24 protein-coding genes are annotated in these 25,494 nt (G+C 75.4%); 12 read left to right on the forward strand and 12 right to left on the reverse strand.

What is annotated here, in order from left to right:
• Positions 1-32: 32 nt before the first annotated feature.
• The 4 genes from ACRYRX_RS07715 to ACRYRX_RS07730 form a co-directional block, all read right to left on the reverse strand.
• On the reverse strand, positions 33-1,367 hold the full coding sequence (locus ACRYRX_RS07715) for an enolase C-terminal domain-like protein (protein ID WP_432511260.1): 1,335 nt from the start codon (positions 1,365-1,367) through the stop codon (positions 33-35).
• A complete protein-coding gene (locus tag ACRYRX_RS07720; protein ID WP_432511261.1) occupies positions 1,367-2,215 on the reverse strand; it encodes a fumarylacetoacetate hydrolase family protein in 849 nt (282 codons plus the stop codon). The genes ACRYRX_RS07715 and ACRYRX_RS07720 overlap by 1 nt, the downstream gene beginning before the upstream one ends.
• Positions 2,216-2,458: 243 nt before the next feature.
• Positions 2,459-3,079 (reverse strand): YdcF family protein, encoded by a 621-nt coding sequence (locus tag ACRYRX_RS07725; RefSeq protein ID WP_432511262.1) that lies wholly within the window; start codon positions 3,077-3,079, stop codon positions 2,459-2,461.
• Positions 3,076-3,645, reverse strand: coding sequence for a dihydrofolate reductase family protein (locus tag ACRYRX_RS07730; RefSeq protein ID WP_432511263.1), 570 nt, complete (start codon positions 3,643-3,645; stop codon positions 3,076-3,078). Before ACRYRX_RS07730 ends, ACRYRX_RS07725 begins: the two co-directional genes overlap by 4 nt.
• 149 nt (positions 3,646-3,794) lie before the next feature.
• On the opposite strand from ACRYRX_RS07730, the gene ACRYRX_RS07735 reads away from it, so the two are divergent.
• Positions 3,795-5,009 carry a pyridoxal phosphate-dependent aminotransferase gene (locus tag ACRYRX_RS07735; protein WP_432511264.1) on the forward strand — a complete coding sequence of 405 codons (1,215 nt, stop codon included), beginning with the start codon at positions 3,795-3,797 and terminating at the stop codon, positions 5,007-5,009.
• A 24-nt stretch (positions 5,010-5,033) separates the two neighbouring features.
• On the opposite strand, the gene ACRYRX_RS07740 is transcribed toward ACRYRX_RS07735, so the two are convergent.
• On the reverse strand, positions 5,034-5,609 hold the full coding sequence (locus tag ACRYRX_RS07740; RefSeq protein WP_432511265.1) for a hypothetical protein: 576 nt from the start codon (positions 5,607-5,609) through the stop codon (positions 5,034-5,036).
• 61 nt (positions 5,610-5,670) lie between these two features.
• Positions 5,671-5,910, reverse strand: coding sequence for a hypothetical protein (locus ACRYRX_RS07745; protein WP_432511266.1), 240 nt, complete (start codon positions 5,908-5,910; stop codon positions 5,671-5,673).
• A 110-nt stretch (positions 5,911-6,020) separates the two neighbouring features.
• On the opposite strand from ACRYRX_RS07745, the gene ACRYRX_RS07750 reads away from it, so the two are divergent.
• Positions 6,021-6,527 carry a mycothiol transferase gene (locus tag ACRYRX_RS07750; protein ID WP_432511267.1) on the forward strand — a complete coding sequence of 169 codons (507 nt, stop codon included), beginning with the start codon at positions 6,021-6,023 and terminating at the stop codon, positions 6,525-6,527.
• 65 nt (positions 6,528-6,592) lie between these two features.
• Here the strand turns inward: ACRYRX_RS07750 and ACRYRX_RS07755 are convergent, their stop codons facing one another.
• Complete coding sequence (locus ACRYRX_RS07755) at positions 6,593-6,796, reverse strand: cold-shock protein (protein WP_106212702.1); 204 nt, start codon at positions 6,794-6,796, stop codon at positions 6,593-6,595.
• A 352-nt stretch (positions 6,797-7,148) separates the two neighbouring features.
• On the opposite strand from ACRYRX_RS07755, the gene ACRYRX_RS07760 reads away from it, so the two are divergent.
• Positions 7,149-9,407, forward strand: coding sequence for a HelD family protein (locus ACRYRX_RS07760; protein ID WP_432511268.1), 2,259 nt, complete (start codon positions 7,149-7,151; stop codon positions 9,405-9,407).
• Positions 9,408-9,417: 10 nt separating this feature from the next.
• Here ACRYRX_RS07760 and ACRYRX_RS07765 read toward each other — a convergent pair whose 3' ends face one another.
• Complete coding sequence (locus ACRYRX_RS07765; protein ID WP_432511269.1) at positions 9,418-10,197, reverse strand: nitrilase-related carbon-nitrogen hydrolase; 780 nt, start codon at positions 10,195-10,197, stop codon at positions 9,418-9,420.
• A gap of 71 nt (positions 10,198-10,268) precedes the next feature.
• On the opposite strand from ACRYRX_RS07765, the gene ACRYRX_RS07770 reads away from it, so the two are divergent.
• Complete coding sequence (locus ACRYRX_RS07770) at positions 10,269-11,684, forward strand: MFS transporter (protein WP_432511270.1); 1,416 nt, start codon at positions 10,269-10,271, stop codon at positions 11,682-11,684.
• A gap of 3 nt (positions 11,685-11,687) precedes the next feature.
• On the opposite strand, the gene ACRYRX_RS07775 is transcribed toward ACRYRX_RS07770, so the two are convergent.
• A complete protein-coding gene (locus tag ACRYRX_RS07775) occupies positions 11,688-12,434 on the reverse strand; it encodes a sulfite exporter TauE/SafE family protein (RefSeq protein ID WP_432511271.1) in 747 nt (248 codons plus the stop codon).
• Positions 12,435-12,502: 68 nt separating this feature from the next.
• Here ACRYRX_RS07775 and ACRYRX_RS07780 point away from each other — a divergent pair, with 68 nt between their 5' ends.
• The 4 genes from ACRYRX_RS07780 to ACRYRX_RS07795 all read left to right on the forward strand — a co-directional run bounded on the left by ACRYRX_RS07780 (position 12,503) and on the right by ACRYRX_RS07795 (position 15,176).
• Positions 12,503-13,519 carry a sigma-70 family RNA polymerase sigma factor gene (locus ACRYRX_RS07780; RefSeq protein WP_432511272.1) on the forward strand — a complete coding sequence of 339 codons (1,017 nt, stop codon included), beginning with the start codon at positions 12,503-12,505 and terminating at the stop codon, positions 13,517-13,519.
• 99 nt (positions 13,520-13,618) lie between these two features.
• Positions 13,619-13,882 (forward strand): helix-turn-helix transcriptional regulator, encoded by a 264-nt coding sequence (locus tag ACRYRX_RS07785; protein WP_432511273.1) that lies wholly within the window; start codon positions 13,619-13,621, stop codon positions 13,880-13,882.
• Complete coding sequence (locus ACRYRX_RS07790; protein WP_432511274.1) at positions 13,879-14,391, forward strand: hypothetical protein; 513 nt, start codon at positions 13,879-13,881, stop codon at positions 14,389-14,391. The genes ACRYRX_RS07785 and ACRYRX_RS07790 overlap by 4 nt, the downstream gene beginning before the upstream one ends.
• Before the next feature lie 86 nt (positions 14,392-14,477).
• Entirely contained in the window at positions 14,478-15,176 is a 699-nt protein-coding gene (locus ACRYRX_RS07795) for a class I SAM-dependent methyltransferase (protein WP_432511275.1), read from the forward strand.
• 27 nt (positions 15,177-15,203) lie between these two features.
• Here the strand turns inward: ACRYRX_RS07795 and ACRYRX_RS07800 are convergent, their stop codons facing one another.
• Entirely contained in the window at positions 15,204-15,716 is a 513-nt protein-coding gene (locus ACRYRX_RS07800) for a DinB family protein (RefSeq protein WP_432511276.1), read from the reverse strand.
• Between the two features lie 42 nt (positions 15,717-15,758).
• On the opposite strand from ACRYRX_RS07800, the gene ACRYRX_RS07805 reads away from it, so the two are divergent.
• The 3 genes from ACRYRX_RS07805 (at position 15,759) to ACRYRX_RS07815 (ending at position 20,685) form a co-directional block, all read left to right on the forward strand.
• Positions 15,759-18,125 (forward strand): helicase-associated domain-containing protein, encoded by a 2,367-nt coding sequence (locus ACRYRX_RS07805; RefSeq protein ID WP_432511277.1) that lies wholly within the window; start codon positions 15,759-15,761, stop codon positions 18,123-18,125.
• A 105-nt stretch (positions 18,126-18,230) separates the two neighbouring features.
• Positions 18,231-18,971, forward strand: coding sequence for a DUF4190 domain-containing protein (locus ACRYRX_RS07810; RefSeq protein ID WP_432511278.1), 741 nt, complete (start codon positions 18,231-18,233; stop codon positions 18,969-18,971).
• A gap of 37 nt (positions 18,972-19,008) precedes the next feature.
• Positions 19,009-20,685 (forward strand): DNA repair helicase XPB, encoded by a 1,677-nt coding sequence (locus ACRYRX_RS07815; protein ID WP_432511279.1) that lies wholly within the window; start codon positions 19,009-19,011, stop codon positions 20,683-20,685.
• A 28-nt stretch (positions 20,686-20,713) separates the two neighbouring features.
• On the opposite strand, the gene ACRYRX_RS07820 is transcribed toward ACRYRX_RS07815, so the two are convergent.
• Both ACRYRX_RS07820 and ACRYRX_RS07825 read right to left on the reverse strand, forming a co-directional pair.
• Positions 20,714-21,604, reverse strand: a complete 891-nt coding sequence (locus ACRYRX_RS07820; protein ID WP_432511280.1) for a glycerophosphodiester phosphodiesterase — start codon at positions 21,602-21,604, stop codon at positions 20,714-20,716.
• A 103-nt stretch (positions 21,605-21,707) separates the two neighbouring features.
• Positions 21,708-22,745, reverse strand: coding sequence for an NADPH:quinone reductase (locus ACRYRX_RS07825; RefSeq protein ID WP_432511281.1), 1,038 nt, complete (start codon positions 22,743-22,745; stop codon positions 21,708-21,710).
• A gap of 116 nt (positions 22,746-22,861) precedes the next feature.
• Here ACRYRX_RS07825 and ACRYRX_RS07830 point away from each other — a divergent pair, with 116 nt between their 5' ends.
• The gene (locus ACRYRX_RS07830) at positions 22,862-25,483 is read left to right on the forward strand and encodes an ExeM/NucH family extracellular endonuclease (RefSeq protein WP_432511282.1); all 2,622 of its coding nucleotides are present in this window, start codon (positions 22,862-22,864) and stop codon (positions 25,481-25,483) included.
• Positions 25,484-25,494 lie beyond the last annotated feature (11 nt).

A 25,494-nucleotide genomic window follows, 5' to 3' on the forward strand; every position in this document is an offset into this window, starting at 1 on the left:
TCCGTCCTTCCTGTTCGGGGTTCCGGCGGACCTCAGCGGCCGGCGGGCAGGGCGGGTTCGGCCGGCGCGACCGCGCGCCACTCCGCCCCGCCGGGGTAGGTGAACCGCTCGACCGCGGCGGGGTCCATCTGCGCCGAGAACCCCGGGGCGCGGGGGGCGAGGTAGTGCCCGTCGACGATGCGCACGGGGTCGAGGAAGTGCTCGTGCAGGTGGTCGACGTACTCGATGACCCGGTCCTCGGTGGACCCCGACACGGCGACGAAGTCGAACATCGCCAGGTGCTGCACGAGTTCGCACAGCCCGACCCCACCGGCGTGCGGGCACACCGGGACGCCGAACTTGGCGGCCAGCAGCAGGATCGCGATGTTCTCGTTCACCCCGCCGACGCGGGCGGCGTCGATCTGCAGGACGTCGAGGGCCCCGGTCTGGAGCATCTGCTTGAACACGATGCGGTTCTGCACGTGCTCCCCCGTCGCGACCTGGACGGGGGCGATGCCCTCGCGGATCGCGGCGTGGCCCAGGACGTCGTCGGGGCTGGTGGGTTCCTCCACCCACCACGGGTCGAACGGGGTGAGCTGCCCCACCCAGTCGATCGCCTGGGCGACGTCCCAGCGCTGGTTGGCGTCGACGGCGATCCGGACGTCCGGGCCGACGGCCTCGCGGGCCAGCCGCATCCGGCGCACGTCGTCGGCGACGTCCCCGCCCACCTTCAGCTTGATCTGGCGGTAGCCGTCGCGCACGGCCTCCTTCGCCAGCCGCACCAGCTTCTCGTCGGAGTACCCCAGCCACCCGGGCGTCGTCGTGTACGCCGGGTACCCGCGTTCCAGGAGCAGGTCGCGACGCCGCGCGCGGCCGGGTGCGGCCGCCTCCAGGATCGCCAGCGCCTCGGCGGGGGTGAGCGCGTCGGAGAGGTAGCGGAAGTCCACGAGCGAGACCAGCTCGGCCGGGGACAGCCCCGCGAGGTGCTCCCACAGCGGCTGCCCCGCCCGCCGGGCCCGCAGGTCCCACAGGGCGTTCACGACGGCCGAGACGGCCATGTGGATGACGCCCTTCTCCGGGCCGAGCCAGCGCAGCTGGGAGTCGTCGACGAACAGGCGGTAGGTCGCGCCCATGTCGGCGAGCGCCGCGTCCACGTCCCGGCCCAGGAGGTGGCCGGCGAGGGCGTCGATGGCGGCGGCCTGCACGTCGTTCCCGCGCCCGATCGTGAAGGCGAACCCGTGCCCGGCGAGGCCGTCGGCGGCGTCGGTGCCCAGGACGACGTAGGCCGCGGAGTAGTCGGGGTCGAGGTTCATGGCGTCGGACCCGTCCAGGTGCCGGGAGGTCGGGAACCGGACGTCGTGGGTGGTGAACGTGGTGAAGACGGCCATCAGGCGCTCCCCACCGGGTGCCGCATGCGGCCCAGGCCGTCGATCTCGAGTTCCACGACGTTCCCGGCCCGCAGGTAGGGTTTCGGGTCCGGCCGGCCGAGCGCGACCCCCGCCGGGGTCCCGGTGTTGATGACGTCCCCGGCCTCCAGCACCATGAACCGGCTGAGGTAGAGGAGGATCTCGGCGACGGTGAACACCATGTCCCGCGTGTTCCCGTCCTGGCGCAGTTCGCCGTCGACCCACAGCCGCAACCCGAGCGCGCCGGGGTCGGGGACCTCGTCGGCGGTGACGAGCCAGGGGCCGAGGGGGTTGAACGTCTCGCAGTTCTTCCCCTTGTCCCACTGGCCGCCGCGTTCGAGCTGGAACTCGCGCTCGGAGACGTCGTGCGAGACGACGTAGCCGGCGATCGCGGCGCGGGCTTCGTCCAGGTCGGCCAGGTAGCGCACGCGGCGGCCCAGGACGACCCCGAGCTCGACCTCGTAGTCGGTCTTCGTGCTGCCGCGCGGGACGAGGACCTCGTCGGTGGGCCCGACGACGGTGGAGGGCATCTTGAGGAACACGACGGGTTCGGTCGGCAGCGCGGCCCCGGTCTCGGCCGCGTGGTCCCGGTAGTTCAGGCCGATGCAGACCACGGCCCCCGGCCGCGGGACCGGCGACCCGACCCGCAGGTCCTGCTGGTCGAGCACGGGCAGGTCCTCCTCGCGCAGCGCCGTGCGCGCCCGGTCCAGGTCCTCCGAGGTCCAGGCCCGGTGCGGGTCGAGGTGGTCGCCGAGGTCGCGCAACCGTCCGGCGTCGTCCAGCGCGGCGGGTCGTTCACGGCCGGGTGCTCCGACGCGCAGTAGCTTCATCAGTGCTCCACTCTGGGGCGGTCTCCGCGACGACCCTCACAGACGTCGGATGTCTTGTCAACGACAGGTCGGTGAACTTCTGCGTCTTTGCCACTGCGAGGCATCGACGAGCAAGGAAAACGTCCCTCAGAGATCGGACGACTGCTGCTCCGCTGGCGGGGACGCCAGCCGGTCGGGAGCACGGCGACGGCCCGGGCGGCCCGGCCGCCCGGCCGGAGGGGTGGAACTCGCGGGGCCCCCGCGTCAGGGCGCCCGGCGCCGGTGACCGGGCCACCGCAGGGTCAGCGACCGCCCCCCGTCGTACAGGACGGTCAGCGCCTTCAGCCCCCACCGCTCCCCGAACCGGTAGTCGGCGGCCGGGACGAGCCGGGCGGCCAGGTCCGGCCGCTGCCGGGCCAGGTAGCGGCGGGCGCGCCACGCGTGGACGGGGGACGACGCGATCGCCAGCCGCTGCCCCGGCGCCACCTGCCCGACCGTGAACTCCACGTTCTGCCACGTCGAGCGCGCCGACTCCTCGCACCGCACCCGGCGCGGGTCGCACCCCAGGACGTCCACGGCGTGCGCGGCCATCACCGCGGCCTCGCTCGGCAGCCCCTCGCGGGCGAACCCGGAGAACACCAGCAGCGCCCGGCCGGAGGTGCGGACCGCGATCAGCGTGCGCCAGCGCTGCATCGCACCGGCCGACCCGTCCGGCCGGGGCGGGCACCCCAGCACCACGACCACGTCCGGGTCGTGACCGGCGCGGCGGGCCCCGGCGGGCAGTCCCCGGCGCGCGGCCACCGCGTGCACGGCCTCCACGCCCAGCCACACGACCAGCGCCCCCGTCAGCGCACCGGGCACGGCGACCCGCGCGCCGCGGCTCACCCGCGGCGGACGTAGGACAGGACCACCGCCCCGCTGTCGAACGTGCGGGAACCGGTCAGCGTGAACGCCCGCGGGTGGAACGGCCCGCCGAAGGCGGCGACCCCCCGCCCCTGGACCACCGGGTAGACCTTCACGACGAGCTCGTCGATCTCGTCGGCCAGCGAGGCCGCCAGCCGTCCCCCGCCGGCGAGGTAGACGCCCAGCCCGTCCTGCGCCTTCAGCTCGCGGACCGTGCGCAGGGCGTCCGCGGTGTGCTCGACGGCGGGGTCGGACGGGGTGCGGGTCCGGGAGGCCACGACCTGCCGCAGGTGCGGGTAGGGGTTGCCGATGCCGGCCTCCAGCGCGGGCCGGTAGGTGTCCCAGCCCATCACGACCGTGTCGAACCGGACGTTGGGCCGGTCGTCGGCCCCGACGGCGCGGCGCACGTGCGCGGGCAGCACCTCGGGGTGCTCCTCGACCATCTGCGCGAGGTGGTCCTCGCTGACGGGGTAGTGCTCGATCTCACCGCCCGGGCCGGAGATGAAACCGTCGAGGCTGGAACCGACGTAGTAGGTCAGCGGGCGCACCGCCCCAGCCTGTCGGCCCTCCCCGGTCCCGGCAAGCGAGTAGTGCTACCCGACGACACTCCGGGGCGCTACCCCCGCCGACCTCCTCGTCGCGCGCGGGGGCCCCGTGCCAAGCTGAGCGGGCCCAGCAGACATCGAGAAGGCCGGTCATGAACTTCGAGCAGTCGGACAAACTCGCCAACGTCCTGTACGACGTCCGCGGACCCGCCCTGCGGCGGGCCCAGCAGCTCGAAGAGGCCGGTCACCGGATCCTCAAGCTGAACATCGGCAACCCCGCGCCGTTCGGTTTCGAGGCTCCGGACGAACTCCTGCAGGACATGATCGCCAACCTGCCCGTGGCGCAGGGCTACAGCGACAGCAAGGGCATCCCGTCGGCCCGGCGCGCCGTCGTGCAGTCCAGCCAGCTCAAGGGCGTCACCGACGTCGGCGTCGCCGACGTCTACATGGGCAACGGCGTCAGCGAGCTCATCGTCATGGCGATGCAGGCGCTGCTCAACGACGGCGACGAGGTCCTCGTCCCGGCGCCGGACTACCCGTTGTGGACCGCCGCGGTGAGCCTGGCCGGCGGGCGCGCCGTGCACTACCTGTGCGACGAGTCGGCCGGCTGGGAACCGGACCTGGAGCACCTGCGCTCCCAGGTCTCCCCCCGCACCAAGGCCGTCGTCGTCATCAACCCCAACAACCCCACCGGCGCGGTGTACGGCACCGAGGTGCTCGAGGGGATCCTCCAGGTCGCGCGCGAGCACGGCCTGCTGGTCCTGTCCGACGAGATCTACGACAAGATCCTCTACGACGACGCCGTGCACGTCTCGACCGCCTCGCTGGCCCCGGACCTGCTGTGCCTGACGTTCAACGGGCTGTCCAAGGCGTACCGGGTGGCGGGGTTCCGCTCGGGGTGGATGTACCTGTCGGGCCCCAAGGCCCACGCGAGCGGGTTCATCGAGGGCCTGGACCTGCTGGCGAACATGCGGTTGTGCGCCAACGTCCCCGCGCAGCACGTCGTGCAGGCCGCGCTGTCGGGCCACCAGTCGATCAACGACCTCGTGCTGCCCGGCGGGCGGCTGGCCGAGCAGTCGCACCGGACGTGGGAACTGCTCAACGCCATCCCGGGCGTCAGCTGCGTCAAACCCCGCGGCGCGCTGTACTGCTTCCCCCGGCTCGACCCCGAGGTCCACGCGGTCTCCGACGACTACCAGCTGATCGTGGACCTGCTGGAGGACCAGCACGTCCTGGTGGTCCAGGGCACCGGGTTCAACTGGCCGCGGCCGGACCACTTCCGCATCGTGACGCTGCCGCGGGTGGAGGACCTGGAGAACGCGGTCGGCCGGATCGGCACCTTCCTGCGGGCCCGGGCCCGGGTCTGACCCGCCCCGGGACCGTCCCGGGCCTCACAGGTCCGGGACGGTCCCGGCGCGGTCGGCGTCGTCGGCGTCGGAGACCGCGAACGGCGTCGCGGCGCCCGCGTCGGCCGTGGTGGTCAGCGCCCCGTCGGCCCCGGCCACCACGTACCCCGACGACGAGCGCAGCGTCCAGGCCGACGGGCCCCGCGCGGCCAGGCCGAACCACTGGTCGGTGAACGGGCCGCAGGTCCCGGTGGCGACGGTCCCCTCCGCGGGGACCTGCAGGCAGACGTCCCCGCTGTCGGTGGCGGCGTTGCGCAGCACGTACGTGCGCGGGGTGCCCGTGGGCTCGGCGTACCAGCGCAGCACCGGCGCCGCGGCGTCCGTGGCGGCGGGGTCCTCCAGCGACGCCCCGCCCCCCGCGGTCGCGGCCAGCACCAGGCCGCCGGCCGTCGTGAAGGTCAGCGCCGTCGCGGCCGGGACCACGGTGCCGGTGGTCGGGGGGCGGGTCGTGGGGGTGGTCGGTGGCGGTGCGGGTGGGCGGGGGGCCGCGCACCCGGCGGCGACGGCCAGGAGGACGGGCGCGATCGCCGCACGTCCCCGCCGGCGCTCGGTGGTGGTCACGGGGAGTCGACGCGCGGGACCGCCCGCCGGTTGCCCGCGAGCGCGCCCGGACGGGCGCGGGTCAGCGGACGGCGACCAGGAAGTCCGTCAGCTCGCGGGGCTGGACGTGGACGACGCCGCGGCGCACCTCACCGGCGACGTCGACGGCGAGCGCCACGCCCGGGACGTGCACGCCGCAGCGCTGCAGGTCCCGGGCCACGGCCTCGCTGAGGAAGTCGCCGGGCCCGACCCGCAGCACGTCGCGGCGCCCCGGCGCGTCCAGGGTGGACCACCAGCGTTCGAGGAGATCACGTTGCGTCACGAGGGGTCCATCGCGGCGCGGTGCCCGGCGTTGCACCCCGTCGCCGACGATCGCCCGTCCGGAGCAACCCCGCGGGTGCGGCGGGGCGGGGCTGCACCGAGGCTGGGGGCATGGACTCCAAGGACGTGCTGCTGGACCTCTACGGCCGCATCCCCGACGCCGTGCACGCCGCGGTCGACGGTCTGGACGAGGACGCGCTGAGCGCGCGGCTGGACCCGGCGGCCAACAGCATCGCCTGGCTGGTGTGGCACCTGGCGCGGGTGCAGGACGACCACGTCAGCGAGGTCGCGGGCCGGGAGCAGGTGTGGACGGCCGACGGCTGGGCGGACCGCTTCGGGCTGCCGTTCGCCCCGGCCGAGACCGGGTACGGCCACGACGCCGGGCAGGTGGGGCGGGTGCGGGCGTCGGCGGACCTGCTGACCGGGTACCTCGACGCCGTCCACGCCCGGACGGTCGCGTACCTGGGCGGGCTCACCGACGCCGACCTGGACCGGGTCGTCGACGAGGCGTGGGACCCGCCGGTCACCCTGGGGGTGCGGCTGGTGAGCGTCGCGGACGACGACCTCGAGCACGCGGCCCAGGCCGCCTTCGTCCGCGGGGTGCTGCAGCGGCGCTGAACGCACAGCGACCCCCGTCCCACACGGGGACGGGGGTCGCTGCGGCGTTCGTCAGATCCTGGAGATCAGAGACGCACGACGTTGGCGGCCTGGGGGCCCTTGGCGCCCTGGGTCACCTCGAACTCGACGGTGTCGTTCTCCTCCAGGTTGCGGTACCCGTTGCCGGAGATCGCGGAGTAGTGGACGAAGACGTCCGGACCACCGTCGGTGGGGGCGATGAAGCCGAAGCCCTTCTCACCGTTGAACCACTTGACAGTTCCCTGAGCCATGAGGCCTCCTCGGGTCTTGCGCCCCACACGAGGTGGGACTCGCCGCCGAGGGTGCTGACCTTTGTGGTGAGCGTGCTTGCCCCTCGGTGATCCCCCGGGCGCTACTAGCACGACGAGAAACTGCGACTGTCAGGAAACCTAGCACGTCCGGGCCCGTTCGTCAGCGGCAGGACCCGCGCGGGGCCCGGATCCGCGCACGGCGAACACGGCGGGGCCCCGGGGGCGCGCCGCGCGGACGCCGCCGACCGGGCGAACGCGCGGGTCCGCCCGCCGGACGCCCGGACCCCGGCTCTACTCTTCTTCGGTGCCGTTTCGACGGCACGCACGAGCACCTGCGCGAGGAGCCGCCCGAGTGAGCCAGTCCACCGAGCCGAGCGTCACCCCTGGGACCGAGCAGGAGGTCGCACGCGAGGACGAGCACGTCGGCACGCTGTACGCGCGCCTGGACGTCCTGCGCGAGCAGACGGCGGAGCAGCTCGCCGAGGTCCGCCGCACCATCGCCACCGGCACCCACCAGAGCCGCTTCGAGCGGGACGCCTTCGCGACCCTGTACGAGGACCGGCTCGCGCAGCTGTGGTCGGTCGAGAACCGGCTGTGCTTCGGGCGCCTGGACCTGCGCCCGGGCACCGAGGACCCGCGCCGCTACGTGGGCCGCCTCGGGCTGGCCGACGAGCGCGGCACCCAGATCCTCGTGGACTGGCGCGCCCCCGCGGCGCAGGACTTCTACCAGGCCACCGCCGCCTCCCCCCGCGACGTCGTGCGCCGCCGGCACCTGCTGACCTCCGGCCGGCGGGTCACCGGCCTGGACGACGAGGTGCTGGTGGCCGCCGAGGGCGGGCGCACCACCGGCGACGCGGCGCTGCTCGCGGCCGTCACCGCCCCCCGCACCGGGCGCATGGGCGACATCGTCGCCACCATCCAGGCCGAGCAGGACCGGGTGATCCGCGCCTCCGAGCGCGGCGTGCTCGTCGTGCAGGGCGGGCCGGGGACGGGCAAGACGGCCGTCGCGCTGCACCGCACCGCCTACCTGCTCTACACCCACCGCGACCGGCTGGCCCGCAGCGGTGTCCTGCTGCTGGGCCCCAGCCCGGTGTTCCTGCGCTACGTCGAGCAGGTGCTCCCGGCGCTCGGGGAGACCGGCGTGGTGACCCTGACGCTGGGCGAGATGTTCCCCGGCGTGGTCGCGCGCGGCGAGGACTCCCCCGCCGCGGCCCGCGTCAAGGGGTCGCTGCGGATGGTCGACGTGCTGGAGGCGGCCGTCGCCGCCCGGCAGCGGGTGCCCGCCCGGCCGCTGCGCTTCGACCTGGACGGCACCCGGATCCAGCTGCGGCCCGACGCGGTCGCCGCGGCCCGCACCCGGGCCCGCCGCAGCCGCAAGCCGCACAACCTGGCGCGCGTCACGTTCGTGCGCGAGGTGCTGAACACGATGGTGAACTCCCTGGCCCGCGCCCGCGGCGTCGACCTCGGCGAGGAGCGCGACGACCTGGTCGCCGAGCTGCGCGAGCACGTCGACGTCCGCCGCGAGGTCAACCTGTGCTGGATGCCGCTGACGCCGGCGAAGGTGCTCTCGGCCCTGTACCGGAACCCGGCGCTGCTGGCCGAGGTCGCCCCGCAGCTGTCCGCGCGCGACCGCGAGGCGCTGCACCGCGAGGACCCGGAGGCCTGGTCGGAGGCCGACGTGCCGCTGCTCGACGAGCTCGCCGAGCTGCTCGGGCCGCTGGAGGAGAGCGTCACCTCCGCGCGCGCGGCCGCCGAGCGCGAGGAGCAGCTCGCCTACGCCCGCAAGGTGCTCGAGGACTTCGAGGCCTCCGGCGTGGGGAACCCGCTGGTCAGCCCGGAACTGCTGGCCGACCGCTTCTCCGGCTCCGGCCCCAGCGGCACCGTCGCCGAGCGCGCCGCCGCGGACCGCACCTGGGCGTACGGGCACGTGGTCGTCGACGAGGCGCAGGAGCTGTCCCCGATGGCCTGGCGGCTCGTGGAGCGCCGCTGCCCGTCGCGGTCGATGACGCTCGTGGGCGACGTGGCGCAGACGTCGAACGCGGCGGGGGCGCGCAGCTGGGCGCAGGCGCTCAAACCCGTCGTCGACGACCGCTGGCGGCTGGAGGAGCTCACCGTCAACTACCGCACGCCCGCGAAGATCTCCCGGGTCGCGGCCGACGTGCTGCGGGCCGCGGGGATCGCGGCGAACCCGCCGACGCCGGTGCGCGAGGGCGAGCACGAGCCGGTGGCCCTGCCGCTGACCGGGGTCGCCTCGATCGCCGAGCACGTGCGGGACCGCTTCGCGGCGCTGGACGAGGGCCGCATCGCGGTCCTGACCGCCGACCAGGACGGCCCGCTGGGCTCGGACGCGGTGCGCGCGGCCGTGACGGCGGCGCTGCCCCCGGGGTCGGTCGCGGCCTCCCCCGACGACCTGGACGCCGAGGTCTCGGTGCTGGACGTGCACCGGGCCAAGGGCCTGGAGTTCGACGTCGTCGTGGTGGTCGAGCCGGCCGCGGTGCTGCGCCGCCCGCGCGGGGCGAACGACCTCTACGTGGCGCTGACCCGCGCCACGCAGGAGCTGCACGTCCTGCACGCCGAGCCGCTGCCGGAGGGCATGGCCTCCCTGGGGTGAGGCCCGCGGCTCAGAACCGGCGGCCGGTGAGCACCGGCACCGCGGCCCGGGCCGCGGCGACCTCGCCGAGGTCGAGGTCGACGACGAGCCGCCCCGGCGCCGCGTCGAGGGCGGCGACGACCTGCCCGAGCGGCCCGACGACCCGGCTGTGCCCCACCCCCGTCGGGGCCGGGCCGTGGGCCTCGGCGCGCTCGGCCTGCCCGCAGGCGACGACGAAGCTCGTGCAGTCCAGGGCGCGGGCCCGGGTCAGCAGGTCCCACTGCTCGACCTTGCCCGGGCCGGCGCCCCAGGAGGCCACCAGGACGACGACCTGGGCGCCCGCGCCGGCCAGGTGCTGGAACAGGCCGGGGAACCGCACGTCGTAGCAGGTCGCCAGCCCGACCCCGACGCCGTCGACGTCCAGGACGACGGGACGGGTCCCGGCCTCGACGGTGTCGGACTCGGCGAACCCGAACGCGTCGTACAGGTGGACCTTGTCGTAGTGGTCGCGCACCCCGGCCCCGCGGGCCAGCAGGGTGTTGCGGACCCGGCCGCCCTCCCCGGGCGAGAAGGCCCCGGCGACGACGGTGAGGCCCGCGGCGTCGGCGGCCTCGGCCAGGCCCTCGGCCCACGGCCCGTCGACGGGTTCGGCCACCGGGCCCAGCGGGACGCCGAACCGGCAGGAGAACGCCTCGGGCAGCACCAGCAGCCGGGCCCCGGCCTCGGCGGCCGCCGCGATCTCCGCGCGGGCGAGGCCGAGGTTGGCGGCGGGGTCGGTGCCGCTGTTCAGCTGCGAGAGGGCGATGCGCACGCGCCCTGCCTACCACGCGCCGACCGCCCACCGTGGTGGACCGGTCCAAAGCCGCGCCGTACCCTCCTGCGGTGACCACCGCCGTCCCCGACACCCCCACCCCGGCCACCGGCGGCTGGTCCCGGCCGGTGGCCCTGGTCGTCGCGGCGGCGTTCTTCATGGAGAACCTCGACGCGACGATCCTCACCACCGCCACCCCCTCGATCGCAGCCGGCTTCGGCGTCCGGGCGGCCGACCTGGGCCTGGCCGTCACCGCCTACCTCGTGGCCGTGGCGGCGTTCATCCCCCTCGGCTCCTGGCTGGCCGACCGGCTCGGGGCGCGGGCGGTGTTCCTGACCTCGATCGTCGTGTTCACCCTCGCCTCGATCCTGTGCGCGGCGTCGCAGTCGGTCGCCGCGCTCACCGCCGCCCGGGTCCTGCAGGGCGTCGCGGGCAGCGCGCTCGTGCCCATCGGTCGGCTGGTCGTGCTGCGCGGCACCCCGAAGGCCGACCTGGTGAGGGCCATCGCCTACCTGACCTGGCCCGCCCTGGTGGCGCCCGTCGTGGGCCCGCTGCTGGGCGGTCTGCTCACCGAGCACGCGGGCTGGCCGTGGATCTTCTGGGTCAACGTGCCCGTCGGCGCGGCGCTCGCGGTGGTCGCCTGGCGGGTCGTCCCCCGGGTCGCGACGGTCCGCCGGCCGCTGGACGTCGTGGGCCTGCTGCTGATGGTCACCGCGGTGACGGCCCTCGTCCTCGGCCTGGAGCTCGTGGCCGACCCCGCGCGCACGCCCGCCGGGGCGGCGCTGCTGGCCGGTGCGCTCGTCGCCGGGACCGCCGGGGTCCGGTGGGTGCGGCGGGTCGGGCACCCCGTCCTGGACCTGAGCACGCTGCGCACCACGACGTTCCGCGTCTCCAACTCCGCGGGGTCGGTGTACCGCGCCGTCGTCAGCGCGGCCCCGTTCCTGCTGCCGCTGCTGCTGCAGGACGGGTTCGGCTGGAGCCCGGTGGCGGCCGGGGCGATGCTGATGTTCGTCTTCGCCGGCAACCTCGGGGTCAAGCCGTTCACCACGCCGCTCATGCGCAGGGTGCGGCTCGTGCCGATCGTCGTCGTCTCCACGGCCGTGCTGGCCGCGACGTTCGCGGCGGCGGCGCTGCTGTCCCCGGACACCCCGCAGGTGCTCGTCGCGGCCCTGTTCGTCCTCTCCGGCGCGGCCCGCTCGGTGGGGTTCACGGCCTACGGCACGTTGCAGTTCGCCGACGTCCCCGCCGGCCGGCTGGCCCCGGCGAACGCCGTCGCCTCCATCACCACGCAGCTCGCGACGGGCCTGGGGGTCGCGCTCGCGGCGCTGCTGGTCCGCTGGGCCGGCCGGTTCGCCCCGGACGGTGACCCCGCGTTCGCCTACCGCGCGGCGCTGGTCGCGATGGCCGTCGCCGGGGTGCTCGGCGTCGCGGAGGTCCTGCGGCTGCCCCGCGGCGCCGGCGACGCCGTCCGCCCCGGACCGCGCTGAGGGTCAGCGCGCCAGGAACAACCGCACCGCCAGCGCGAACCCGGCGACCGCGACGACGACGCGCAGGACGCGCGGGTCGACGCGGCGCACGATCGGCGGCCCGACCCGGCCCCCGGCGACGCACCCGGCCCCCAGGGCCAGCGCGGCCCACCAGTCCACGGGCCCGAACGCCGCGAACCCCACGGCGGCGACCGTGTTCGCGGCCCCCGTCAGCATGTTCTTCAGCGCGTTGTTGCGAGCCAGGGGCTGGGCGTGCAGGACCTCGGTGAGCGCCAGCATGAGGACGCCCGCGGCCGCGCCGAAGTACCCGCCGTACACGCCGACGGCGAAGATCGCGGCCAGCACGAGGGGGTTGCGCGGGGAGTACCGGCCCGGCTGCAGCTGCTTGACGCGCGGTTGCAGCAGCAGCGTCACCGACGCCCCCGCGACCAGGAACGGGACGACGAGCTCGAACGCCCCCGGCGGCAGCGCCAGCAGCAGCAGGCACCCCACGGCACCGCCGGCCGCGGCGATCGGCAGCAGCCGCCGCAGCCGCGCCCCCTGCCCGCGCAGCTCCGGGCGCGACCCGGCGGCCGTGCCCGCCGTCACCCCCAGCAGCGCGACGGTGTTGGTGACGTTGGCGGCCAGCGGCGACAACCCCGTCAGCAGCAGCGCCGGGTACGACACCAGGGAGGCCAGCCCGGCGGTCGCGCCGACCAGGCCGGTCAGCACACCGGCCAGCAGCAGCAGGGGGATCTCGATCAGCGGCACGGGGGGCCATCCAACCAGGCACCCGCGGGTACTCCCGTCGTGTCGGTGCTCTGTGCTGTGCTGTGCCTGTGACGACCTCCGGCACGGCGACCAGCGGTCCGGCGACTCCCCGGACCTTCACCCACGACGAGCTCGAACCGGAACTGGCCGCCCACCGGGCGGAGCTGACCGGGTACTGCTACCGGATGCTGGGCTCGGCGTTCGACGCCGAGGACGCCGTCCAGGACACGCTGGTGCGGGCCTGGCGCAGCATCGACGGCTTCGAGGGACGGTCGGGGCTGCGGTCCTGGCTGTACCGCATCGCCACCAACGTGTGCCTGACGATGATCGAGGGCCGCAAGAAGCGGGCCCGCCCGATGGACCTGTCCGCCACGGCGTGGGAACCGGTCGAGGCGTCGCTGGCCCGCAGCCGGCCCGAGGACACCTGGCTGGAGCCGATGGTCGACGAGCGGGTCCTGCCCGACGCCGGCGACCCGGCCGACATCGCGGTCGCCCGCGAGTCGATCCGGCTGGCGTTCGTCGCCGCGCTGCAGCACCTGCCCCCGCGGCAGCGCTCGGTGCTCATCCTGCGCGACGTGCTGCGCTGGCGGGCCGAGGAGGTCGCGAAACTGCTCGACACCACGACGGCGTCGGTGAACAGCGCCCTGCAGCGGGCCCGCGCGACGCTGGCCGAACGACCCGACGTCGAGCGCACCGAACCCCTCGACGACGGCCACCGCGCCCTGCTGGAGGAGTACGTCCGCGCCTTCGAGGCGTACGACATCGACGCGTTCGTGAAGCTGCTGGCCGCCGACGTCACCCAGAACATGCCGCCGTTCGAGCTGTGGCTGGCCGGGGCCGACGACATCGCCGCGTGGATGGTCGGCCCCGGTCACCAGTGCCGCGGCTCGAAGCTGGTGCCGGTGACGATGAACGGCTCCCCCGCCTACGCGCACTACAAGCCCGTGGGCGAGCACGGCGAGCTGGTGCCGTTCGCGATCCAGGCCCTGGAACTGGCCGACGGGAGGATCGCCCGCATCACCTCGTTCCTGGACACCCGCCTGTTCGACCTGTTCGGGTTCCCCCGGCAGGCGCCGGGGGCCTGACCCGCCGTCGGGTCGCAGGACACCGAGGTCACGGCGGAGCGCGAGCGGAAGATGTCCAGTTCCCTTGACATCGTGTCCAGTAGCCTTGACACTCGTCCCGTGGCCAGGTCCTCAGCGCGAGGGCGCAGCAACAGCGTCCGCGACGCCCGCACCGCGCTGCGGATGACGCAGGCCGAGCTCGCCGAAGCGGTCGAGGTCACCCGCCAGACGGTGGTCGCCGTCGAAGCCGGCAACTACGCCCCTTCGGTGTACCTCGCCCTGGCCATCGCCCGCCGGCTCGGACGCAGCGTCGAGGACCTCTTCGGCACAGCCGGCGCACCCGACCACCCCGACAGCCACCCCGCCACGGAGGTCCGACGGTGAACCAGCACGACGAAGCGCACGAGCAGCTGCGCGAGCAGGACGGCCCGTTCCTGCGCCTGACCGAAGGCGTCGGCGACCTCACCAACCCCTTCCACCGCGAGGAACGCCAGCGCGACGTGTGGAACGAGGCCTCGGCCGTCGGCCTGCAGGTCGCGCTGTGGCTGGGCACCGCGGCCGCCACCGCCATGGTCTGGATCGGCGGCCGCACGGCACTGCCGTACGCCCTGACCACCTTCGCCGTGACGGTCGTCGCCTCCGGCTTCGCCCTGGCGCACGCCACCCGCCTGGGGGTTCGCCCCGACGATCCCCGATGGTCCCGGGCGCGGCGCCTGGTGCCGTACGGGGTGCTCGTGCTCGCCTTCCTGGCCGGTGTCGTGCAGGCCGCCCCGTCGGGCGCCTTCGGCTCGGGCCTGGCCGTCGGGGCGGCGGGCGGCGGTGTGCTGGCGCTGCTCTGCGCGGTGATCGGCACGGTGCGCGCGCGCCGACGCTCCACGCCGAGCGCGAACTGACGACTCCGCGCGCCGGCGGGCCACCCGGGCGCCCCGCCGACCTCGCTCGCGAACGCCCCCGCTGCTCGGCGGTCCCGGGCGAGACGGTGCGCGGGAAGCTCGACGCGGCGGTGTCGGTGCCCGTTCGGCGGGCACTGGCCTGGTGCGACGAGTGGAACCGCCGGTACCCGTGGGACCACAACGCACACCACCACGGCTGGATCGAACGGCACCTGCCCGCCCACGTCCACACCGCCCTGGACGTCGGCTGCGGCACCGGCGACCTGGTCCGCCGGCTGTCCCGGCGCGCCGGGCACGTCACGGGCCTGGACATCGACCCCGCCGGCATCGAGGTCGCCCGGCGCCTCTCGCGCGGGCGCGCCGACGTCGACTTCCGCTGCCAGGACCTGCTGACCGCCGACCTGCCCGGCGGGTACGACGTCATCACCGCACTGACGGTCCTGCACCACGTCCCCTTCGAGCCGGCCCTGGCCCGGCTGCGGGACCTGCTCGCCCCCGGCGGCACCCTGCTCGTCCTCGGCGTCTACCGCGAGGAGACGCCCTCCGACCACCTGCTCAGCGCCGCGGCCGTCCCCGCCAACCTCGTCGTGGGCACGGTCAAGACCCTCCAGCGGGGCTCGGCTCGACGACCCGTCGCCATGACCGCACCCACCACGCCCACCACCACGACCCTGCGCGAGATCCGCGAGGTCGCCCGCAGGCAGACGCCGGGAGCCGTCCTGCGACGGCACCTGTTCTGGCGGTACTCGCTGCGCTGCACCGCCCCGCCCGACGCGGTCCGGTGATCACCTCGACACCCGAGGACGTCATGCTCACCCCATCGACTTGCGGCCGTCGATCGCCTCGCGCAGCAGGTCGGCGTGCCCGGCGTGCTGGGCGATCTCGGCGACCAGGTGCAGCAGGACCCGCCGGACGCTCCACCGCTCCCGCTCGAACCAGGGCGCCCGCGGCAGCTCGTGGGCCAGGTCGAGGTCGAGGGTGCGGACGAGGTCGTCGGTGCGGGCCGCGACGGCGGCGTGGTCGGCGAGCACCCCGGCGACGGTCTCCCCCGGCAGCAGCCGGAAGGAGTCGGCGCGGGCCTGCCAGTCGACGTCCTCGAAGGAGGGGAAGGCCGCGGCGCCCTCGCGGGCGAACGCCGCCCACTGCGCCTCGGTCTGGCCGACGTGCTTCACGAGCCCGCCCAGGCAGAGCTCGCTGACGGTGGTGCGGGCGGCGGCCTGCTCGTCGGTCAGACCGGTCAGGGTCGCGGTGAACAGCCGGCGGTGCTTGCTCAGCGCGGACAGGAACTCGCGTCGTTCGGCGGACAGCCCCTCGTCGGTGGTCATGCCGGGACGGTAGGGCCGGGCTCCGACACTAAGCTCGCTGCGATGCCCACGGCCCCAGCTCCGCGCACGCTCGCCGAGGACCTGCGCGCCCGCACGGACGAGGACCTGCAGGCCCTGTTCGCCGCGCGGCCCGACCTCGCGTCCCCGCTGCCGACCTCCTCCACGGCCCTGGCCACGCGCGCGACGACGCGGGCCAGCACCCAGCGCGCGCTGGAACGGCTCGACACCCCCACCGTGCAGGTCGCCGAGGTCCTGGCCGTGCTGCCGGACCCGACGAGCGTCACCGCCGTCTCGAAGGCGTGGGGCGCGCGCGCCGGCGACGTGGTGGCCGACCTGCGCCGGCGGGCGCTGGTGTGGGGCCCGGACCGCCGGGTGCGGCTGGTGGCGGCGGTGCGGGAGCTGCTGGGCCCGCACCCGGCCGGGCTGGGCCCGACGCTGGCCGACGCGCTGGGGCGCCGCTCCCCGCAGCGGCTGGCCGAGCTGCTGGAGGACCTGGGGCTGGAGGTCAGCCACGACCCCGAGGTCGCGCTGCGCCGGCTGACCGCGCACCTGGCGGTCCCCGCGACCGTGCAGGACCTGCTGGTCACCGCCCCCGAGGGGGTCCGGGCGGTGCTGGAGAAGCTGACGTGGGGGCCGCCGACGGGCGCCGTGGAGCGCGCCGACCGGCAGGTGCGGGCCGCCTCGGCCGCCGGACCGGTCGACTGGCTGCTCTCCCGCGGGCTGCTCGCGGTGTCCGGGCCGGGCACGGTCGTGCTGCCCCGCGAGGTCGGCCTGGCGCTGCGCGGGGGCCGGGTCCACCGCACGGCCGACCGGGTGCCCCCGGCGCTGCCGGTGACCGAGCTGCCCGCGGCGCGGGTGCTGGGCGCCGCCGCCGAGGCCGCCGCCGAGGCGTGCCGGCTGGTCGCCGAGCTCGGCCGGTCGTGGGGGCAGGCCGGTCCGGCGGTGCTGCGCGCCGGCGGGCTGGGGGTGCGCGACCTGCGGCGCACGGCGGCGGCCCTGGAGGTCGACGAGGCCACCGCGGCCCTGGTCGTGGAGACCGCCTGGGTGGCCGGGCTGGTCGCCGACGACGGCGAGGTCGAACCCCGCTGGCTGCCCACGCCCGCGTTCGACACCTGGCTGGAGGCGGACCTGCCCGAGCGGTGGCTGACGCTGGTCACGGCGTGGCTGCCCTCGACGCGGGTGCCGGCGATGGTCGGGTCCCGCGACGCGAAGGACTCCGCCCGCAACGCCCTGGGCCCGGACCTGGACCGCGCCTCGGCGCCCGCGGTCCGGCACGCCGTGCTGGCCGAGCTGGCGCAGCTGCCCGAGCACGCCGCGGCGCCCGTGCCCGACCTGGCCGCCCGACTGCGGTGGGCGGCGCCCCGGCGCGCGAGCCGGTTGCGCGACGACCTCGTCGGCTGGACGGTGCGGGACGCGTCGTGGCTGGGGGTGCTGGGCGCCGGGGCGCTGACGCCCGCGGGGCGGGCGCTGCTGGCCGGGGACGAGGACGCCGCGCTGGCCGCGCTCGCCGCGACGCTGCCCACCCCGGTGCGGGAGGTGCTGCTGCAGGCCGACCTGACGGCCGTGGCGCCCGGGCCGCTGGAGGCCGCCGCGGCGCGGCGGCTGGAGTCGCTGGCCCGGGTGGAGAGCCGCGGCGGGGCGACGGTGTACCGCTTCGACCCCGCGACGGTGCGCCGGGGGCTGGACGAGGGGCTGACCGCCGACGAGGCCCTGGCGTTCCTCGCGGAGCTGTCGACCACGGGCGTCCCGCAGCCGCTGGAGTACCTCGTCCGGGACGTGGCCCGCCGTCACGGCCGGGTCCGGGTGGGCCGGGCGGGGGCGTACGTGCGGGCCGAGGACCCGGCCCTGCTCGCCGAGCTGGTGGCCGACAAGCGGTGCGCCGCACTGGGTCTGCGCTCGCTGGCCCCGACGGTGCTGGCGAGCGCGGCCGAGCCGGACGAGGTGCTGGCGGTGCTGCGGGAGGTCGGGGCCGCCCCGGCGGCGGAGGGCCCGGCCGGGGAGCTGCTGGTGCGGCGCCCCACCGCGCACCGCACGACGCCGCGCCCGGCGCCCCGGCCGGTGACCGGTGAGCCGCCGGCCCCGGGGCCCTCGCTGGTCGCGGCGGCGGTCCAGACCGTGCGCGGCGGCGACGACGACCTCGCCGAGCGGGAGCGCCGGCGGGACCGGCAGAAGGACGCGCCGGCGCTGCCGACGATGGACCCCTCGACGTCGCTGTCGGTGCTGCGCGAGGCCGTGGGGCGCCGCCGGCCGGTGTGGATCGGGTACGTCGACGCGACCGGGGCGGCGGGGAGGTTCCTCGTGGACCCGCTGGGGGTCGACGGCGGGCGCATCACGGCCTTCGACCACGCCGAGCGCACCGTCCGGTCGTTCTCGGTGCACCGCGTCACCGGGGTGGTCGACGCCGGCTGAGCAGCCGGGTGAGCAGCGGGAGGCCCGCGTCGGGACCGTGGGCTAGCGTCGAGGGGAGCAGGTCACGACCTCCGACGACTCACGACGATTGCGAGCACGGCCACCATGAGCGACAACGGGCAGGGCGACGGACAGCGGTCCTGGTGGGAGAAGCCGGACGCCGAGCCGACGCCGGACCCCTATGCCGGTCCGGGCGGGACGCCCGCGGGTGACGCGCACGACCCGTACCGCGCCGGCGGGTCGCCCGACGCGCCGGCCGGTTCGCACGCGGCGGGGCCGACCGAGAGCCTGCCGCGGTACGGGGAGCAGTCCCCCGCCGACCAGCCGTACCCCGGCCAGCAGTACGGGAACCAGCCCTACGCGAACCCCCCGTACGGGAGCTCGCAGTACGGCGACCAGCAGTACGCGAACCAGCAGTACGGCGACCAGCAGTACGCGAACCAGCCCTACGCCAACCAGCCCTACGCCAACCAGCAGTACGGCAACCAGCCCTACCCCGACCAGCAGTACGGGTACGGCCAGCCCCCCGTGACCGGCATGGCGCACGCCGTGTGCTGGACGGCCGTCGGCGGTCTGCTGCTGTCCTTCACCTTCCTGGGGTGGATCGCCTCGATCGTCGCGCTGGCGCTGGCCCCCGGGGCCCGCCGCGAGGTCCTCGCCTCCCAGGGCGCCAAGCGGGGCCTGGGGTTCATCCTGGCCGGGAAGATCTGCGCCTGGGTCAACCTGGGGCTGTCCGTCCTGGTGGTGCTGTTCTTCGTGCTGTTCATCCTCATCGGGATCGGCGGCGGCTGGGACGAGACCTCGACCTTCGACACCAACTCGGTGAACGTCCTGTTCGGCCGATGACCGGAAGCAGACGCGCCCGCGCGGGGTTGGACCTCAGGTGACCGACGGACCCCTCATCGTCCAGAGCGACAAGACCCTGCTCCTGGAGGTCGACCACCCGCGGGCGGGCGCGTGCCGGGCGGCGATCGCGCCGTTCGCCGAGCTCGAGCGCGCTCCGGAGCACGTGCACACCTACCGGCTGACGCCGCTGGGGCTGTGGAACGCCCGCGCGGCCGGGCACGACGCCGAGCAGGTGGTGGACACCCTGCTGGAGTTCTCCCGCTACTCGGTGCCGCACGCGCTGCTGGTCGACGTGGCCGAGACGATGGCCCGCTACGGCCGCCTGCAGCTGGTCAAGGACGAGGAGCGCGGTCTGCTGCTGCACGCCCTCGACGCGCCGGTGCTCGAGGAGGTGCTGCGCAGCAAGAAGGTCGCGCCGCTGCTGGGTGAGCGGATCACCCCGGACACCGTCGTGGTGCACCCCAGCGAGCGCGGCAACCTCAAGCAGGTCCTGCTCAAGCTCGGCTGGCCCGCGGAGGACCTCGCCGGGTACGTCGACGGCGAGGCGCACCCCATCGACCTCGCGCAGGACGGCTGGACGCTGCGGCCCTACCAGGACGAGGCCGTGCAGGGTTTCTGGCACGGCGGGTCGGGTGTGGTCGTGCTGCCGTGCGGGGCGGGCAAGACGGTCGTCGGGGCCGCGGCGATGGCGCGGGCCCGCGCGACCACGCTCATCCTCGTGACGAACACCGTCTCGGCCCGGCAGTGGCGCGACGAGCTGATCAAGCGGACGTCGCTGACCGAGGACGAGATCGGTGAGTACTCCGGGGCCCGCAAGGAGATCCGCCCGGTGACGATCGCGACGTACCAGGTGGTGACGACGAAGCGGAAGGGCGTCTACCCGCACCTGGAGCTGTTCGACGCCCGCGACTGGGGCCTCATCGTCTACGACGAGGTGCACCTGCTGCCGGCGCCGATCTTCCGGATGACCGCCGACCTGCAGGCCCGCCGCCGGCTGGGGCTCACGGCGACGCTGGTGCGCGAGGACGGCCGCGAGGGCGACGTGTTCTCCCTCATCGGCCCCAAGCGGTACGACGCGCCGTGGAAGGACATCGAGGCGCAGGGCTACATCGCGCCCGCGGACTGCGTGGAGGTGCGGGTGACGCTGCCGGACTCCGAGCGCCTGGCGTACGCCACGGCCGAGGACGACGAGCGGTACCGGTTGTGCTCGACGTCGCCGGAGAAGTCGCGGGTGGTGGAGAAGCTGGTGGCCCAGCACGCGGGGCAGCCGACGCTGGTCATCGGGCAGTACATCGACCAGCTCGACGACCTCGCCGCGCGGCTGGACGCGCCGGTCATCAAGGGCGAGACGTCGGTGAAGGAGCGTCAGCGGCTGTTCGACGCGTTCCGGCACGGGGAGATCAGCACCTTGGTGGTGAGCAAGGTCGCGAACTTCTCCATCGACCTGCCCGAGGCGAAGGTCGCGATCCAGGTGTCGGGCTCGTTCGGGTCCCGCCAGGAGGAGGCCCAGCGGCTGGGCCGGGTGCTGCGCCCCAAGGGCGACCACGGGGCGGCGCGGTTCTACACGGTCGTCTCCCGGGACACCAAGGACCAGGACTTCGCCGCGCACCGGCAGCGGTTCCTGGCCGAGCAGGGGTACGCGTACCGGATCGTGGACGCCGACGACATCGACGGCGGCGTCCCGGACGCCGACGGGGTCCTGCCGGGGAACTGAGGCGGGACGCGCGGCGCGGGCCCTGCGTTCAGCGCGCGGCCACGCGCTGCGGCGCCGCCGCGGGGCCCGGCTCGGAGCGCCCGCGCTGGGCGAGGGCGGCCAGCAGGAGGTCGGCGGGCTCGGGACGCGCGTCCTCGCGCGCCTCGAGCCAGCCGAGGAGGCCGTCGGGGCGGTTGGTGATGACGCCGTCGACGCCGGCCTCGACCAGCACCCGCCACAGCGGGGCCTCGTCCACGGTCCAGGGCCACACCTGCAGCCCGGCCGCGTGCAGCTCGGCGACCGCGGCGGGCCGCGCCGCCAGGGCGGCCACGGAGGGGTTGCAGGCGACGACGCCGAGGTCGCGACGCAGGGCGCGGCCCTGGGCGAGGGCGTCGTCGTCGAGCTCCTCGAGCAGCACGGCGCGGCGCACGCCCGGGGCCAGCCGTTGCACGGCGGTCAGCGTGCCCACCTCGAAGCTCTGCAGCACGACCTGGTCCAGGGCGCCGGTGCGGCGCAGGTCCCGCAGCACCCCCTCGACCTCCGCGCGGCCCCAGACGCCCTTCAGCTCCAGCAGCAGCTGGGCACCGGGGTGCTCGGTGAGCAGGTCCAGCAGGTCCACCAGCAGCGGGACGCGCTGGCCGCGGTAGGCGGGGGAGAACCACGAACCGGCGTCGAGGCGGGTGAGCTCGGCGGGGCCGAGGTCGGCGACCAGGCCGCTGCCACCGGTGGTGGCGTCGACCTCGGCGTCGTGGATGAGGACCGCGGAGCCGTCGGCGGCGGAGTGCAGGTCGGTCTCGACCATGTGCGCGCCGCAGCGCAGGGCCGCCTCGAACGCGGCGAGGGTGTTCTCCGGGGCCACGGCGGAGTACCCGCGGTGGGCGATGACGAGGGGCGGACCCACCGCGGGCGTGCTGGTCGTGGAGCTGCTGCCGATGGTCACCAGGGGCCTCCGCCCTGCTCGGATCGAGTGCCGGTGACGTGCCCGGCCCGTGCTCCGAGGAGCTTTCGGCACGTCCCGGGTCAGCCTGAAGCCCCGCCGGGGCTCAGGCGGGGACGGAGCCCGGGGCGGCGACGTCGATGAGCACCTTGCCGACGACGCCGCCCTCGACGGCGTCGTGGGCGGCGGCGGTCTCGGCGAGGGTGAAGCGGTGCAGCGGCAGGCCGTGCTCCTCCCCCACGGGCAGCGCCCCGTCGCGCAGGGCGGCGGTGACGTCCTCGGCCGCGGCGCGCAGCGCCTGCTCGCCCATCGTGTACATGAGGATGAACTGCAGCCGGGTGTTGAGGACCATGTTGGCCCGGACGTCGAGGCGGGCTTCGCCGCCGCCGTCGTCGGCGTAGCTGGCGATGGAGGCGCGCGGGCGGATCACGGCCTGGTCGAGCGCGAGGTTCTGCCCGAGGGCGACCTCGACGACGAGGTCGACGCCGTCGGGGGCGATCGCGCGGATCGCCGGGGCGGGGTCGGGTTCGCGGTAGTTGACGACGTGGTGGGCGCCGGCGGCGGTGGCCAGCCGGGCCTTCTCCGGGCCCGAGACGGTGGCGATGACGGTGGCGCCGGCCCAGCGGGCGAGCTGGATCGCGGCGTGGCCGACGGCCCCGGCGCCGCCGGCGACGAGGACGGTGCGCCCGTCCAGGGCGCCGGGGGCGAGCCGGCGGGGGCCGTCCTCGGCGACGGTGAGGGCGCGGTGGGCGGTGACGGCGGGCACGCCGAGGGAGGCGCCGACGTCGAAGGAGACCCCGTCGGGCAGCGGCGTCACCCGTTCCCGGGGCAGGACGGTGCACTCCTGCGCGGTACCGGTGGGGCGGCCCTGCGCGGCCATGCACGTCCACACCCGGTCCCCGACGGCGAGGTCGTCGACCCCGGGGCCGACGGCGTCGACGATCCCGGCGCCGTCCTGGTTGGGCGTGGCCTCGGCAGCGGGGAGGGCGCCGGTGGCGCCGCTGCGGGACTTCCAGTCGGTGGGGTTGACCCCGGAGACGACGACGCGCACGCGCACCTCCCCGGCGCCGGGTTCGGGCAGCGGGCGGTCCTCCAGGCGCAGGACGGAGCTGGGGCCGGTCTGGGAGTAGACGATGGTCTTCACGTCTGCTCGCCAACGGCGGGAGGCCGTACCGGATTCCGGTTCACCTCGCGGTCACGGTCGTGTCACACGTCGCACCTAGCGTGCGACTGTCCGTGACCCACCTCGGAAGGACCCGCATGTTCCCCCACCCCGGCTGCCGAGGCTCCCGCGCCCGGCGCGCCGCCGTCGGTGCCGCCGCCGTCTCGCTGACGGCGCTGGGCCTGCCCGTGATCGCCGCGGGCCCGGTCTCCGCCGCCGAGCCCACCACCCCGTTCGTCTCCGAGATCCACTACGACAACGCCGGCACCGACACCGGGGAGTTCGTGGAGGTGCAGCTGCCCGCGGGCACCAGCTCCGCGGGGCTGTCGGTGGTGCGCTACAACGGCAACGGCGGCGCGCCCTACGGCACCACGGCCGTCCCGGAGGTCACCGCCCCGGCCGACGCGCCCGCGGTCGTGGTGGTGGAGTTCCCCGTGGACGGGCTGCAGAACGGCGCCCCGGACGCCGTGGCCCTCGTCGCCGCCGACGGCGCGGTGCTGGAGCTGCTCAGCTACGAGGGCGTCCTCACCGCGGTCGGCGGACCGGCCGACGGCCTCACCAGCACCGACGTCGGCGTCGCCGAGTCCGGCACCACGCCCGCCGGGCAGTCGTTGCAGCGCAGCGTGGACGCCTCCGGCGCCCTGGTGTGGTCCCGGCCCGCTCCGGCGACCCGCGGCGCGCTGAACACCGCCGCCCCCGGCGACCCCGACCCGCAGCCCCCGGCACCCGTCGAGATCGGCGCCGTGCAGGGCACCGGTGCGACGACCCCGTTGGAGGGCCGGCAGGTCACCGTCACCGGCGTCGTCGTCGGCGACACCCCGGGCCTGTCCGGGTTCTCCGTGCAGGACCGCGACGGCGACGGCGACCCCGCGACCTCCGACGGCGTCTTCGTGTCCAGCACCGCCCCCGTGGACCTCGGCGACACGGTCACCGTCACCGGGCGGGCCGAGGAGGGCTTCGGGCAGACGCAGGTCCGCGCCTCCGGCGTGACGGTCGTCGCCGAGGGCACCGCGGCGGACCTGCCGGAGCCCGCCGCGCTGGACCTGCCCGCCGACGACGCCGCCCGCGAGCGCCTGGAGGGGATGCGCGTGGCTCCCGCCGACCGCCTCACGGTCAGCGAGGTCTACGACCTGACGACCTACGGGGAGCTGACCCTGTCCGAGGGCGGGGTCCTCGTGCAGCCCACCGAGCTGGCCCGTCCCGGCGCCGGCGCGGAGGCGGTCGCCGCGCAGAACGCGCTGCGCGGCGTGGTCCTGGACGACGCGAACAGCGCCCGCGTCTCCGTGACGACCCGCCCGTACCTGAGCCCGACGACGCCGGTGCGGGTCGGCGACGAGCTGACCTTCACCGAGCCGCTGGTGCTCGGCTACGGCTTCGACGCGTGGCGGTTGCAGCCGGCCGACGGCAGCGCCGACGGCGTCTTCGCCGCGCAGGACACCCGCCCGCAGGCTCTCGGGGCGGTCGGCGGGGACGTGCAGGTCGGGGCGTTCAACGTCCTGAACTACTTCCTGACGTTCGGCGAACCCGGGCGCGGGGCGGCGGACCAGGCGCAGCTGGACGCGCAGGCCGGGAAGATCGTCCCGGCGATCCGCGCGCTGGGCGCGGACGTGGTGACCCTCATGGAGATCGAGGACACCGACTCCACCGGCCTGACCCCCGGCAACGCGGACACCGCGCTGGCGGACCTGGTGCAGCGGCTGAACGCCGCGGCCGGGTCGCAGGAGTGGGCGTACGTGCCGATGCCGGACGAGCTGTACGCGGTGGACCGCGACGTCATCCGCAACGCGATCATCTACAAGCCGGGCGTCGTGCAGCCGGCCGGTGAGCCCGTCGGCCTGGTCGACGAGAGCGTGTGGTCCAACGCCCGGGAGCCGATCGCTCAGACGTTCACCGCCGACGGCGACGCGTTCACGGTCGTGGCCAACCACTTCAAGTCCAAGGGCGGCACCGGTACCGGCGACAACGCCGACACCGGGCAGGGGTCCTTCAACGGCGACCGGGTGCGGCAGGCGCAGTCGCTGGCGGGGTTCGTCGCCGGGCTGCGCGAGAGCACCGGTGACGCCGACGTGGTGGCCCTCGGCGACTTCAACGCCTACACGCGCGAGGACCCGATCGAGACCCTGCGCACCACCGCGGGCCTGGTCGACCTGGGGTCGGAGTTCGACGAGGGCCGGTACAGCTACGTCTTCGACGCGCTGTCCGGTTCGCTGGACCACGCGCTGGCCAGCGCGGAGCTGACGGCGAAGGTCACCGGCGTCACCCACTGGAACGTGAACTCGGTGGAGTCGTCCGCGTACCAGTACACCGGTGACCCGGCGCTGTACGCGGCGGACCCCTACCGCTCCAGCGACCACGACCCGCTGGTCCTCGGGCTGGACCTGCAGGCCCCGGCCTCGCCGACCTGCCAGGGCCTGACCCCGACCGTCGTCGGCACCCCCGGCGACGACGTCCTGAAGGGCACCAACAAGGCCGACGTCATCGTCGGGCTCGGCGGGAACGACGTCATCACCGGCGGCAACGGCGACGACGTGGTCTGCGGCGGTGACGGGGACGACCGGGTCTGGGGCGGCAACGGGTCGGACGTCCTGCTCGGCGGGGCCGGGGACGACGTCCTCGACGGCGGCAACGGTCCCGACCGGCTGTTCGGCGGGGCCGGCCGGGACGTGCTGACGCAGGGCAACGGCAAGGGGGTCGAGGACCCGGAGGGTCCGGCCTCCTGACCGGAGGGGGT

This window comes from Kineococcus lubricus (genome assembly GCF_050871965.1).
Lineage (GTDB): Bacteria > Actinomycetota > Actinomycetes > Actinomycetales > Kineococcaceae > Kineococcus.